This is a genomic window from Paraburkholderia terricola, from assembly GCF_900142195.1.
Classification (GTDB): domain Bacteria; phylum Pseudomonadota; class Gammaproteobacteria; order Burkholderiales; family Burkholderiaceae; genus Paraburkholderia; species Paraburkholderia terricola.
On sequence record NZ_FRAB01000008.1, the window covers coordinates 1 to 13844 of the forward strand.

Annotated in this window: 8 protein-coding genes and 3 pseudogenes; 7 read left to right on the forward strand and 4 right to left on the reverse strand. The window is 62.6% G+C overall.

Going from position 1 to position 13844, the window contains the following annotated elements:
- Positions 1 to 287 precede the first annotated feature (287 nt).
- The 3 genes and pseudogenes from BUE39_RS08965 to BUE39_RS08975 all read right to left on the reverse strand — a co-directional run.
- Positions 288 to 1400, reverse strand: a complete 1113-nt coding sequence (locus tag BUE39_RS08965) for a porin (protein WP_073428470.1) — start codon at positions 1398 to 1400, stop codon at positions 288 to 290.
- Positions 1401 to 1617: 217 nt separating this feature from the next.
- The gene (gene mgtA, locus BUE39_RS08970; protein ID WP_073428305.1) at positions 1618 to 4371 is read right to left on the reverse strand and encodes a magnesium-translocating P-type ATPase; all 2754 of its coding nucleotides are present in this window, start codon (positions 4369 to 4371) and stop codon (positions 1618 to 1620) included.
- Positions 4372 to 5320: 949 nt separating this feature from the next.
- A pseudogene (locus BUE39_RS08975) lies at positions 5321 to 5905 on the reverse strand (type VI secretion system baseplate subunit TssG); the annotation flags it as partial.
- Here BUE39_RS08975 and tssD point away from each other — a divergent pair.
- Together tssD and BUE39_RS08985 are read left to right on the forward strand one after the other, a co-directional pair.
- Positions 5887 to 6165: pseudogene (gene tssD, locus BUE39_RS08980) on the forward strand (type VI secretion system tube protein TssD); the annotation flags it as partial. The pseudogenes BUE39_RS08975 and tssD sit on opposite strands and share 19 nt — an antisense overlap.
- 156 nt (positions 6166 to 6321) lie before the next feature.
- Positions 6322 to 7455 (forward strand): annotated as a pseudogene (locus BUE39_RS08985) (AAA family ATPase); the annotation flags it as partial.
- Positions 7456 to 8078: 623 nt separating this feature from the next.
- Here BUE39_RS08985 and BUE39_RS08990 read toward each other — a convergent pair.
- Entirely contained in the window at positions 8079 to 9617 is a 1539-nt protein-coding gene (locus BUE39_RS08990; RefSeq protein WP_084561379.1) for a sensor domain-containing diguanylate cyclase, read from the reverse strand.
- Between the two features lie 551 nt (positions 9618 to 10168).
- Between BUE39_RS08990 and BUE39_RS08995 the strand changes: the two genes are divergently transcribed.
- The 5 genes from BUE39_RS08995 to BUE39_RS09015 are packed head-to-tail and all read left to right on the forward strand — an operon-like array spanning position 10169 to position 13825.
- Positions 10169 to 10351: a Flp family type IVb pilin gene (locus tag BUE39_RS08995; protein ID WP_073428306.1), complete on the forward strand. Its 183-nt coding sequence runs from the start codon at positions 10169 to 10171 to the stop codon at positions 10349 to 10351.
- On the forward strand, positions 10351 to 10923 hold the full coding sequence (locus BUE39_RS09000; protein WP_235004847.1) for an A24 family peptidase: 573 nt from the start codon (positions 10351 to 10353) through the stop codon (positions 10921 to 10923). The genes BUE39_RS08995 and BUE39_RS09000 overlap by 1 nt, the downstream gene beginning before the upstream one ends.
- A 12-nt stretch (positions 10924 to 10935) precedes the next feature.
- Complete coding sequence (gene cpaB, locus BUE39_RS09005; RefSeq protein WP_073428308.1) at positions 10936 to 11898, forward strand: Flp pilus assembly protein CpaB; 963 nt, start codon at positions 10936 to 10938, stop codon at positions 11896 to 11898.
- A gap of 47 nt (positions 11899 to 11945) precedes the next feature.
- Complete coding sequence (locus BUE39_RS09010; protein WP_084561380.1) at positions 11946 to 13412, forward strand: type II and III secretion system protein family protein; 1467 nt, start codon at positions 11946 to 11948, stop codon at positions 13410 to 13412.
- An 11-nt stretch (positions 13413 to 13423) separates the two neighbouring features.
- A complete protein-coding gene (locus BUE39_RS09015; protein ID WP_073428309.1) occupies positions 13424 to 13825 on the forward strand; it encodes a CpaD family pilus assembly lipoprotein in 402 nt (133 codons plus the stop codon).
- Positions 13826 to 13844 lie beyond the last annotated feature (19 nt).

A 13844-nucleotide genomic window follows, 5' to 3' on the forward strand; every position in this document is an offset into this window, starting at 1 on the left:
GGTGATCAGTAACCGATGAAAGACCGACCTTTTAACCCTGAAAACACGACATTTGTATTTAGCCGCCGCCACGACATCTTGAAATGGCCTCGACAAACAATGCAGTGGCTAGACGGTAATGTCCGCTTTTAGCTAGATAGATGGAATGGTCGCCTCCCGCCTTTGAAGTCTTTCAAGATCAAATGGTCAGGCATACGGCATTGCTGAAGGCCGGGCGTGATGGAGCCTGCACTCCCGTTCGCTCCATCCCGCCCGCGTCAGCCGCATCCCGCGAAACGAACGGGCGCTCAGAACCGATGACGGATACCGGCCGCGACCAGCAACTGGCTGCGGCCCGCCGACGGATCGGACGTATTGATCACGGCGGGGACGCGAGATGAAGCGCGCTGATACACCGTCTCCAGATAGGTATCGGTGCGCTTCGAAAGCTGGTAGCCAGCCTGCAACGCGCCCTGATGCCAGTGTGCACCCGAGCCCTTCGTATAGGTGTACATGCTGGCGAGCGACACTTTCGGCGCCCACTGGTACACGCCATTGATCTCATAGTTGCTGAAGCCTACCGAAGGCTCCGCTGAACCGGAACCGGCATCGGTCACACCGCTATAGGTCGAGCGGGACCACGCGGCACCCACCGTAAAATCGCCGATCGCATAGCTTGCGCCGACGCCATACGTGCTCTGCGTCTGCACGCTCGCGTCGAATACGTCGCGATTCGAGCCGGGCAGATTCACGGTGTCATATGCGCCTCCCGCGGTGTTGCCGCGGCCGTTCACGTGCAGGTAAGCGGCGCCCGCGTTGAACGGCCCGCTCTGGTAGTTCGCGCCGACGCTGTACGCGCGATTGTTGGCGAACTGACCGGCACCGTTCGAAAACGCGTACATGCCGCCGAAGCTGAAGCCGCCGAACGACGGGCTCGCATACGTGACCGAATTGCGCGCGAGGTACGCGTTGTTGGCGTTGTCGTTGTCGAACGGATGCGCGAACGCCGTGCCCCCCGCACTGCCCGTCAGCGTGAACGGTGCGAAGTAGTCGTGGACCGAATCGTACTGGTGACCTACCCTGACCGTCCCGTACGTCTCGTTGCCAAAGCCGACGTAGTACGGGTGATCGATGAAGCCGTCGCCCGTCGTCACCGAAAACCCGCGCTCCAGTTGAAAGATCGCCTTGTTGCCGCCACCGAGATCCTCGGTGCCCGCGAGGCCCCAGAAGCTGCCATCGATCAGCCCCGAGGTGGCCTTGTACTGCGCGTGGCCGCCGACGTTACTCACATACGCGAGCCCCGTATCAAGTTCGCCATACAGCGTTACGCTGCTCTGCGCGTGGGCGTTCGCGCCGAGGAACGCGAGCGTGGCGGCGGTGGCGGACGGAATGGTGAAAAGCTTGTTCTGTTTTGCGGACATGTCGTGAACCGGTTGAAAAAATGAACAGGTCGTGCGCATCCGGCGCTGCACGCAACGGTGCGTGGCGAGGAACGTGTGCGCACGATATATGCATCGTGAGGTCTGCGGTGATCGTGAGCGCCATCAACAGACGACGCTCACGCACCATGATTCAAGGCTGGTCGAAGCCATTGCGCACGGGCTTGAACCCCATCCCGCTGCGCAGTTGCGGTCGGCTTCAATACCACTGCCCGTAACGGCGGATATACAGCGTCTTCACAACCTGCGTCAGCATCATGTAGCCGAGGATTGTTGCGACGAGCCAGAGCCAGTAGCTGTGATCCAGCGAAGTAAAACCCAATGCCCCGGCCAGTGGAGAAAACGGCAACCAGCAGCCCACGAGGATAGCGATCGAGGTCGACAGCAGCACCGGCAGCGACGCGGTACTCTGGACAAACGGAATCTTGCGCGTGCGCAGCATGTGGACGACGAGCGTCTGGGAGACGAGACCTTCGATGAACCAGCCGGAATTCATGATGCTCTGACCGCCGCCGTGCAGGTGGAACGCCGCGCCGGCGCCGAACACTGTCCACATCAGCACGTAGGTCACGATATCGAACACCGACGACGTCGGTCCCAGCCACACCATGAAACGTCCGATATTGCCCGCATCCCACTTGCGCGGCTTCTTCACGAAATCGGGATCCATCCGGTCCCACGGCAGGAACATCTGCGAGAGGTCGTAGATCAGGTTCTGGATCAGCAATTGCATCGCCAGCATCGGTTCCCAGGGCAGGAATGCAGAGGCGATCAGCACCGAGAACACGTTGCCGAAATTCGAGCTCGCCGTCATGTTCAGGTACTTCAGGATATTGCCGAACGTCTCGCGGCCCTTGATTACGCCCTCTTCCAGCACCATCAGGCTCTTTTCGAGCAAGATGATGTCGGCGGTTTCCTTCGCGATATCGGCCCCTGTGTCCACCGAAATGCCGACGTCCGCATCACGAAGCGCCGGCGCGTCGTTGATCCCGTCACCGAGGAAACCGACCGTGTGGCCGTTTGCCTGAAGCGCCTTCACGACACGCGCTTTCTGCAGCGGGGTGAGTTTCGCAAAGACCGTCGTGTGTTCAACCACCTGTGCAAGCTGGACATCGTTCATCGCCTCGATGTCGCGCCCGAGCAGCGCAGCGCCCGGGTCCAGTCCCACGTCGCGGCAAACCTTCACCGTGACAATCGGGTTGTCGCCCGTCAAGACCTTGACCGCCACGCCATGCTCACGCAGCGCACGAATGGCGGGCGCGGCCGAATCCTTCGGCGGATCGAGGAAAGTGAGGAAACCGCGTACCACGAGGTCTGCCTCGTCAAGGGTCTTGTACTGGGACTTCGCTTCGGCGCGCGGGATCTCGCGCGTGGCGACCACCAGCACACGGTAGCCCTCCTCGTTGTACGCCTCGGCTCGTGCAAGCAGCATGTCGCGCTCGTGCGCCGTCAACGCGTGGACCGTGTCACCGTTCTGAATGTGTGTCGACACCATCAGCATTTCTTCGACAGCGCCCTTCGACACCATCAGTTGGTTGCCGTCCAACCCCTCGACCACCACCGAAAGTCTGCGGCGTACAAAATCGAACGGCAGTTCGTCGACCTTGGCGTACTGCGTCAGTTTCACCGGCGCGACACGTTCATTGGCATGGTCCACGACGGCGATGTCCATGAGATTCTTCTGCCCGCTCTGGTGGAAGCTGTTCAGCCAGGCAAGTTGCAGAATCCGCTCATCCCGCTTGCCGTGGATGTCGAGGTGACGTTCAAGGATGATCTTGTCCTGCGTGAGCGTGCCGGTCTTGTCCGTACACAGGACGTCCATTGCGCCGAAGTTCTGCACCGAATTGAGCCGCTTCACGACCACCTTGCGTCGCGCCATCGCAATGGCGCCCCTCGCCAGATTCGCCGACACGATCATCGGCAGCATCTCCGGCGTCAGACCGACCGCGACTGCAAGCGCGAACGTCACCGCGGACAGCCAGTCGCCCTTGGTCAGGCCATTGATCAGGAACACCACCGGCACCATGACCAGCATGAAGCGGATCAGCAGCCATGACACACTGTTGACGCCGCGATCGAAGCTGGTTTCGACGCGCTTGTGACTGACCACGTTTTTTGCCAGTGAGCCGAAATAGGTATCGACGCCGGTGGCGATGACGATTGCCGTTGCCGTCCCGCTGACCACGTTGGTTCCCATGAAGCAGATATGGGCGAGATCGAGGAGATCGGTCCGGTCATCGGAAGCGGCATGGGCCGATTTCTCCGTCACCGCGCCGAGCGTGTCGTATTTCTCGACGGGCAGTGCCTCGCCGGTCAACGCCGCCTGACTGATGAACAGATCGCGCGACTCGATCAGACGGATGTCGGCGGGGATCATGTCACCCGCCTGCAGACTGACGATATCGCCGACGACCAGATCACGCATCGCGATTTCCTGCCTCTCTTGATCCGCGAATACGGTTGCCCTGCGAATCACGGTCGCCGTTGTGCGAACCATGGACTTGAGCCGCTCTGCTGCCCTGTTTGAGCGGTATTCCTGAAAGAAGCGCAACAGACCGCTGGCGGTCACCATCGTGAGCAGGATGCCGACCCCGGTCCAGTTGCGATCGTCCGGCGCAGCAAGGTACACGTCCGTGAAGAAGGTAATGACCGACAGACCGAGCAGCACCAGCACGAACGGGTTTTTGAAGGCTCGCAGCAGCTGTACCAGTGCGTGTGGGGCTCTGTCATGGGCGACTTCATTGGGACCCGCACGTTGCAGACGCTCCAGTGCGTCTGCCGTGAGAAGACCGTCGAGCGAGCTGTTCGTCTGCTTGAGCGTGGCGTCGACGGATTCGTTGGCTTCGCTTACTACGTGCGCGAAGGATCTCTGGTCGCGGCCAGCGGAGCCAGACACAAAGCCTTTCTGCTTTCGCCTGGATGTATGCGGTTTTTTTGTGGATTCGTGTTGCATCGGCTGTTCCTGCTGCTATGCACGCGGCGAACGGCCCGCGGCTTTTGAATATTGGAGATGTGTCGTTCCATGAGGCCCGAGGCGCTCAGCGACAGCGCGCGTTGCCTCGATACGGCGGACGCGTGCTGTCGACGCCATGCTCAGGAGAGACCGTGCTTCTGGCCCAGCAGGGCCCTGACTGCCGCCCACCACCGGTGTGACGGTTTGGTGGGCGTTGGCGATACGAGCGCTGGCGCTGCTTCGTAATAGTGGTGCGACTCGCGGACCTGTGGCAGTTGCGATACGAGAAGGGCGAAATACATGCGATTTCTCCGTTCGGGTCGAAGCCCGACTGATTGTTGAGGTCGCCGGGACGCCTGCACGGCAACGCTCAAACAGTCAGGCAAGTGACGGCGAACGCGTGTGGGCATCCATCAGGCAATGAAAAAACGTAAGCGGCGTAAAGGCCATATGTCACTGTCGGGCATGACGTCTCCTTTCCGATGCGTTGTGCACGGGCGTGTCAGTTCATGCGCCCGCAGGGATAAACCAGCGGGCGCACGCGAGCATGGTCCCGAGTCGGGCTCAGGAAACCGGCCGTACGGACGGACGCAATCTGGCGTGCCGAAGCGGCGCTGAAATGGAGTGAACGGGAGCGGTACTGAAAACTACTGCGACGCGCACCATCTGCCTGCGGGCAGAACGGTGGCTGAATGAGGCTAGCGGATGTTCTGCCGGTCAGGCAATCAAACTGTTCGAGAATTGACTACTGCAACTGTCCAAGGCACTAGCCCCTGTTTGTGAAGACGGACGGATTGTAAGCAGACGCTCAGGACAGCGTCAACCTTAAATTTTGCTGTACGGAGCAAATGCGCGCGTTGAAGATTCGACGCGTCTCGAGATGGATTGGATGTCAGAGTCGTTTTTTGTCAGGGCCGTCGAGAAGATGGATTGCCTCTCACACTCCGCAGGGAATGAAGTGCGAGACCGCGATCGAGGCGTCCGGCACGGCATGCCGCAGCACGCCTGCCAGCCCTTCAGCCGTGCGTGTTTTCTGCATGGTGAGCGCGAGCATCGATAGCAGCCGGCGCTTGTCGGCCACCTCGAGCAGTCGCTGACGCGCGGTGGAAGGCTGCGGCTTTTCATCCGCCGCGGGTAGCCTGGGCACCGACGTGATGAGGCGCGGGGATGTACTGAATCCGAAGCCGGCGAAGCTGAGCAGATAGCGCGACACCGGGTCCGTGCCATCGCGCCTGAAGCCGACCGGGTACCGGTATTTGCGCGCGACACGGTAGTACTGTGTGATGACGCGGTGGTGGAACAGGTCGAGAAACGCCGACAGGCGCTCTGCCCCGTCGCGGTTCTGGGCTACCACATCGACGAAATACGCGGGCATGCGCGCGTCGACGCCATAAAGTCCGAGAAACGTCGTCACCACCGATGGTCGCGCTGACAGATCGTCGGTGTCGTACCGGACCGCATCGATTTCGCGCCCGGGAAAGCCCAGCTGCGCGCGCGAACGGAACCGGATGGGATCCGTACCTCTACAAGGCAGTCACGAGCGGCCAGACCCTCAAGTCCGCTGAAATCAGGTGGTACAAGATCGACGACGCGGGCAAGGAGAAGGAGTACTTCAACACGAAGCTCGATAACGTGAAGGTGGTCGCCGTGCGTCCGAAGATGCTCGACATCAAGGATCCGGACTACGAGAAGCACAACCACCTGGAGGAGGTCGAGCTGCGCTACGAGACGATCACCTGTTCGTACAAGGACGGCAACATCATTCACAAGGACACCTGGAACGAGCGTTCCTGAATGACCGCTGGTCTGAAGGCCGGTCCGCCTCACCGGTAGTCTCCGGGATATCGGCCTTCCTTTGCCAGTCCGCCTGTGCGGACTGGCCTTTTTCCTGCGTGGGGCGAGCGCTCCCAGCGCCGGCACGCCCCCATTCCATGTGCGACAAGCCCGACCATGACCGTGCATAACGACCGAAATGCATCCTTCCGCGACGCCAGCCAGCTCCCGCAGCGGCTCAATCCACATTGCGCGAAAACGCTCGAGGCTGCGGCAAGCCTGTGCCAGACACGGCTTGCGGACGAGATTTCAGTCGAGCACTGGCTGCTCAAGCTGATCGAGGCCAGGGACGGCGATATCCCGGCCATCATGAACCACTATGAACTGGATATCGATGCCGTCTGGGATACGCTGCTCAGGGCCATCGACCACACGCCCCGTAACCTGCGCGGCCGCCCCAGTCTGTCCGCGCAGTTGGCCGTCGTCCTCCAGGACGCCTGGTTGCATGCGTTGACGCACGCCGATGGCGGCGCCCCGGCCATCCGTTCCGGCCATGTCCTGCAGGCCATCGTGGAAGCGCCACATGTCCTTCGCACAGCCAATGCCTGGCAACTGCTGTCGGTGAGCAGTGCACAGATTGAACGGCTGCTGCCGCGCCTTGGGCCGCGCACCTGCGAGAACCCGCTGGAAGAGCCGGAAGCCCCCGAAGAACCGACCGGCGCCCCGCCGGTAACCGGCGCCGTTGAACACGCGCGGCAGGGACCCGCCGCACGGGCAGCCACGCGCACCGTGGAAGGCGACGCACTCGCCCGCTTTGCCATCGACATCACGGCGAAAGCGCGTGACGGCAGGATCGACCCCGTATTCGGGCGCGAGCGCGAAATCCAGCAGATGGTCGACGTGCTCGCGCGCCAGCGCAAGAACAACCCGATCCTCGTCGGCGAGCCGGGTGTCGGCAAGACCGCGCTCGTCGAGGGCCTCGCGCTACGCGTCGCCGCTGGCACCGTGCCGAACGTGATCCGTGACGTGCGTATTCTCACGCTCGATCTCGGCCTGCTGCAGGCGGGTGTGGGCGTGAAGGGCGAATTCGAGCAGCGCCTCGGGAATGTGATCGATGAAGTGCAGGCATCCACCGTGCCAATCCTGCTTTTCATCGACGAAGCCCACACGCTGATCGGCGCGGGCAATGCCGCCGGCGGCGCTGATGCGGCCAACCTCCTCAAACCCGCACTCGCGCGCGGCGAGCTGCGCACGATCGCCGCGACCACCTGGTCCGAATACAAGGAATTCGTCGGGGCCATGGCCGGGCTGTGTCTTGCCCGCGAATCCGGCGCGCGCAACGTGGATGCGTTCCTGAACCAGCGCATCCTGCCGGCGGTTTCCCGCGAACTGCTCACGCGCATGGCAGGCGGAACCCCGCCCGCGAGGATTGTTCTGTCCAGTTCGGCCGAAGGCAACCTGACGATCGACTTCGTCGATCATGGGCTGCCCGCTGCGGCAAGCTCCGCGGCGCCGGTCGCCTGAGGAAGACGGGAGATGGGGCTGCGGACGTTATCCGCTGAATTCCCGGCTGTTCCTATCTCCGAACACGAAGAAATAAAGATTCGCCTTGGCGAGCAAATCGAGGCGAGCTTGTCCTATTTCCACTGCTCCACCTCTGCCACGAGCAGTCCACTCCGACGAGGTTCGCGGTCTCCCGCGCGACTGCTTGCCCGTCACCAACGCTTAATAGCCGGTTGCAAGAAACCTCTCGAATGGTTTGACTTGCCACGCGTTGGAACCCAACTCCGCAGCGAACGCTTGTAGCGCAGCCGAACACCATCGAGACAATATTCTCCTGGTCTTTACCGCAATAAACCTCCCCACTCTCCCATCATCCAACGCCAACGCCCAACCTGCTCGCGCACCTGTTCCGCCAAACCTATCAACCAGCATCAACCCTTCTTATCCAGCCAGAACGGCGAAACCTTATTACGACCAGTCGCCTTGGCGTTATACAGCGCCTCGTCAGCGGCCTTGATCACCGCGGTTACGTCGCTATCCTGTTCCGGCGCCCAGCTCGCCGCACCGATGCTGGCCGTCACGCGTCCGTACTCGCTGCCGGCGTGCTCGATGGCGAGTTCGCTGATCGCCGCGCGGATCTGCTCCGCGATCAGCGCTGCGCCCGCGGGCGGCGTATCGGGCAGCACCACGACGAATTCCTCCCCGCCATAGCGGGCCGCACTGTCCGCGGGTCGTCGAATATTGTTGCCGATGCACCGCGCGACGGCGGCCAGCGCGTCGTCGCCCGCCTGGTGCCCGTAGGTGTCGTTGTAAGCCTTGAAGCGGTCGATGTCGACGAACAGCAGCGAAAACATGCTGTGTGTACGGCGCGCCCGACGCCACTCCTGATCGAGAATCTCGCCCAGCGTGCGGCGGTTGTTCAGTCCGGTGAGGCCGTCCGTTCTCGCGAGCAGTTCGAGTTCCGATTCAGCGCGCATCCGGCGGCGCAGTTGCGCGCCAAGCAGAAACGCGAGCGCGACGAACGCCAGCGCGAAGGCGATCATCAGCGAGCCGATGGTGGTTGCGCGCCGCCGCCAGCCCGCATAGATGTCCTGCTCGGCCTCGGCCACCATGATGATCAGCGGCAGATCGGGGAAATTCCTGAAGTAGTACAGGCGGCGCACGCCGTCGATCGACGCGGTTTCGGAAAAACTGCCTTCCGCGGCGGTGCGGAAGCGCCGGAACGTGGCCGCCTTGCCGATGTCGCGCCCGATCGTGCGCACGTCGTACGGCTGTCGCATGATCATGATGCCGTTGCGACCGATCAGGGACACGGCGCCATGCGGCCCGAGCGACAGCCCGGCAAACAGCGTATGGAAATACTCGAGGTTCATCGCGATCAGCACGATTCCCGCGAACGAGCCGTCGGGATGTGAAAGCCGCCGGCTCAGCGCAATGCTCGGCGAGCCGTTGCGCAGCCGCGAGCTAAACGGATCGCTGATATAGAGACCCGCGTTCGGGTTGTCACGCTGGACGATGAAATACTTCCGGTCCGAGAAATTACCCTGGCGCGGCACATCGCCGGCGGAGTCGACGACGATGTTGCCCGACGCGTCCAGCACCAGCATCGAGCCCAGGTATTTCGCGGTCGCGGCGCGGTCGAACAACACTTGTCTGCGCAGACGCGGCGGCAGTGCCAGCACCGCCGGGTCGCGCATGCCGTCGACGACCGCCTGCAGCGACAACGCGCACAGTTCGAAATTCCGCTCGATATCGCGCTGGGCGATGAGCGCGAGGTTTCGCGACGTGTCACGGGCGCGGTCCATCGCATCGAGGCGCGCGTCGTACAGCACCGTCGCGCACAGCGAGATCATGACCAGCGTAATGAAGATGCCGCCCGCGATAATCGCATGCGGCGCCAGATGGCCGCGCCAGAGTCGGTTGCCCAGGCCCACACTTCCCCCGTTGTTGCTTGTTACGGTCCGCACCATGCCTTGAGATAGCCAGGAAATCCGGTTATGCGGATCTCAGCTTGCTGGAGATCCGGGCATCGTAAAACGCCGGAGATTCTACCGGTTCAGCCATGCATTGTGGCCAATTCCGCCATTTGTTTTTCCAGCATTCAATCGCCTTGCAGCGAATGGCGGGCTTAAGGGTATTCCGTACCGCCTTGAAAGAATGTTATGCGTTTTCCCTATTGGTTTTTACATGAATTGTCTTACCATAAGAAAAACAACAAGCCGGTGCGGAGTCGTCGTGGCTGGATCCGCCATTGACAATGCAGCGAGGCATGCGGTCTTTTATAGCGGTTACCGAGGGATGCAACCTGCAAGGACCTTCAACCCATGACAAACCAGGAGGCTAAATCTATGTCGCAGGGTTTCCCCCGATCCGACAACCGCCCTTTTCTCTTTTAACACCACAGCCATATCGCTATTTACCGAAAGTAATCGGTAATTTCGATGCGGAAATGATATTCGGTGCCGGGTTGGTTATTCATTCATTGGGTCCACCGTTCGCCACTTTGTTACGGGAGCCAAAAATGCAAACCTTTCTGAAAGCATTCGTTCGCGACGAGCGTGGTGTCAGCGCCATGGAATACGCGGTTCTGGCCGGCATCGTCGTGATCGCATTGGGTGCGATGGCCGTGGGCTTCAACACCAACATCGGCGCGATGTTCACCAACCTCTTCACGCAAGTCACGACCTCGCAGAACAAAGCGTGATGTTGCGCGGCCGGGAGGTTCGATACCGCCGTTTATCGAACCTCCTTTATCGAACGTTCCACGGAGCGCTGATTGTGTCGCTACTCTCTGCCATCATCCGCGTCACCGTACTTTGCGCGCTGCTGCGGCTCGCCGTTTTCGACGTGCGTTGGCGGCGCCTGCCAACCAGGGCGACCCTCCTGATCGCCGCGCTGTTTTTCATCGACGCTCTCGTCATCCGCCTGCCCATTCACGACGTGCTTGCGCATCTGCTGCTGGCGCTTGCCGTTCTGGTGATCTGCGCGGCCTTGTTCGCCGCAAAAATGCTGGGCGGAGGCGATGCAAAACTGGCCTGCGCCGTTTTCCTGTGGACGGGCCCGAGTCTCGCCTTGCCTGCCCTCGCCATCGTCTCGGTGCTCGGACTGGGCGTTTCCCTCGTCAGTCTCGCCACACGTCACATGGCTGCCGAACAGCGTTTTCCCCCGCTGCGTGCCCTCGCGATGTTTTCTGGAACGCGCGGTGTGCCCTACGGTGTCGCGCTGGCGCTCGGCGGCGGGTCGGTCATCGCGTTGCCTTTGCTTGCGATGCGGTAGGACAGCGCCCTCATGTCCAACGTCATCAAAATCGGTTTGCTGGTCCTCGGCGCCATTCTGATCGCCCTGATCGTTCGGGCCGTGGTCGCCGGCTTGTCGCGTCCGTCCGCGCCCGAGGCCAGCACCGAAAAAGTTCGTATCAGCGCGGCGGACCTTCCGCAGGGTCTGCTTCTGCGTGACGAGGACATGATCTGGAAGCCGATACCCGTCGCCGACGTTCCGCTGAATGCGATCGTCCAGGGCGCATCCGGCGCGGTCGAACTGAAGGGCGCGCTTTTGCGTCACGGTATAGCGAGCGGCGCGCTGATCGTCGCCGACGACGTCATCCTGCCGGGCGCCCCCGGCTTTCTCGCCGCCACGCTCAAACCGGAAATGCGCGCGGTGTCGGTCGCCGTCGACGATGTCTCCGGTAACGCCGGACTGATCCAGCCAGGCGATTACGTCGACCTGCTGCTCACGCAGCAGATGGACCGTCGAACCGACTCGCCCGAACTCGCGGTGTCGAGCGAAACCGTCGTCGAGCGCGTTCGGGTGCTCGCGGTCGGTTCGGAGATACAGCGTCCGAAGAACGGCGAGGCCGCCGACGCCACCAATCGCGCCCGCACCGTCACGCTGGAAGTCACGCCGCGCATGGGCGAAGTCGTTGCCGTCGCCGCGCGCCTCGGCAGTCTGTCGCTTGCCTTGCGCAGCTTCGCAACCGTGACCCGCAATCCCGCCGCGTCGGCGTCGGCCGACTCGCCACCGCCGCCCGTCTGGGCCGGCGACATTTCACGCGCCGTGCGCGATCTGCCGCGAGCGCACGCCCCGCAAGGCACCAGCACCAGTGCGAGCACGAGTTCCGGACCGGCTGCGCCGCCCACCGTGACGATATACCGAGGTTCCGAGAGGAGCGACGCGCTATCGAGCGTCGCCCAGTCAAGCGGTAGCGCAGGAAACAACGTACCGCCAGTGCCGTCTCTGCGCGCGCCGCTTTGACGCGCGCGGAGGGCCCAAACAGCGTCCAGTCGCGGGGATGGAACGCCATGACGAAGCAGTTCAGTCCGGGTCGCATCGGTTCGAAGCTCACGGCTTGCGCGGTGATTAGCTGGGCCACGGCGCTCGCGGTCCACGCGCAGGCGGCGCCGGCTCGCGCGGCGCTGCCCGGGCCTGACGCGCCGCTCGCGAGCGCGCCTGGCCGTTCACCGGGAACGTTGGCCATCGATGCCGGCAAGGGCACCCTCGTGCGTCTGAACGAGAACGCGAGTTCGGTGTTCGTCGCCGATCCCACGATCGCGGACGTTCACGCGCCGTCGCCGAAAGCGGTCTTCGTGCTGGGCAAGAAGGCCGGCTCGACGACGCTGTATGTGCTCGGCGCGGACAACCGGACCTTGCTTCAACAGACGGTGGTCGTCAGCCGCGACACGGATGCGCTCCGACGCGCCGTCGCGGCGCGCTTTCCGGCCATGCGCCTGCAACTGACAGCCGGTCCCGGCTCGCTGCTGGTGTCAGGCCAGGCGGCATCGGCTTCCGACGCCGACGCCGTGGTGCAGACCCTTACGCCCTATCTGGCGGACAAGGAAGTGCTCGTCAACCGCATCACGATCGACCGGCCGCTCCAGGTGCAGTTGCGGGTTCGCATCACGGAAGTGGATCGGAACGTTACGCAGCAGTTGGGGATCAATTGGGCGGCACTCGGCTCGGTGGTGGGAAATTTCACGGGCGGTATCTTCGGCGGCCGCCAGATCTTTAACCTGGCCCAGCCGATCGTCGGCCCGTCCGGTACGTCTTATCCGATCAATCTGCCTTCGAACAACGCCTACTCGATCTTTGGCCAGTTCAGGACTGGCAACGCCAACATCCAGGTACTCGTCGACGCACTGAATCAGGAAGGCTTGCTGACGGTTCTTGCCGAGCCCAATCTCGTGGCGATGTCGGGACAGACCGCCAGTTTCCTCGCCGGAGGCGAGTTTCCCATTCCGGTGGCGCAGATCAACGGCGCGGTCACCGTGGACTACAAGCAGTTCGGCGTCAAACTCGATTTCACGCCGACCGTCATGCACGAACGCCGCATCAGCCTGAAAGTGCGCCCCGAAGTCAGCCAGATCGACGCGACCGCGAGCGTCACCACCAATGGCATTACGGTGCCGGGGTTGAGCGTGCGCCGCGCCGACACCACCGTCGAACTCGCGAGCGGCCAAAGCTTCGCGATCGGCGGCCTGTTGCAGACCAACACCACCGACATCATTTCGCAGGTGCCGGGCCTCGGATCGATTCCGATTCTGGGCAAGCTGTTCTCGTCGACCAATTACCAGAACAACAAGACCGAACTCGTCATCATCGTGACGCCCTATCTGGTCGAGCCGACCGATCCCGCCAAGCTTCGCACGCCGCTCGACGCGCTGATGTCGCCGAGCAGCGACATCGAGTACAGCTTCAGGCGCGAGTCCGGCGACGCGTCCACCCCATCCGGACAACCGCGCCTCGTCGGCGCGGCCGGGTATGTCTACTGAGCGGAGCCGCCATGACTTCCGCACGCATTAGCCGCCTTCTTCGCCTCCCCCGCCTTGTCGCGCTCACGCTTGCCTGCATCACGGCGGCCGGCGTCGGTGGCTGCGTCAAGCCGCCGAGAACGATGCCCGACGCGTCGATCATCCCGTTCGACGGCCATCTCGCCTTGCCGCCCGATTGCGCCATCCTGGCTCGCCCATCGGTGCTGACCGACGCCGGCTGGAGGCGTCCCGACATGGCATGGGGCTGCGCGACCTACACGAATCTCGCGGCGCAGCTCGCCCATCCTCGGGACATCGTCAAACCGGAATCGCTCGGACCCGCCGATGCCGCCGTCGCGGCGAGCGCGGTGCATCGCTATCAGACTGAACGCGTGACACCGCTCGACAAGACGACGACGCGCGATCCGCGTTGATGCGCGAGTCATTCACCGA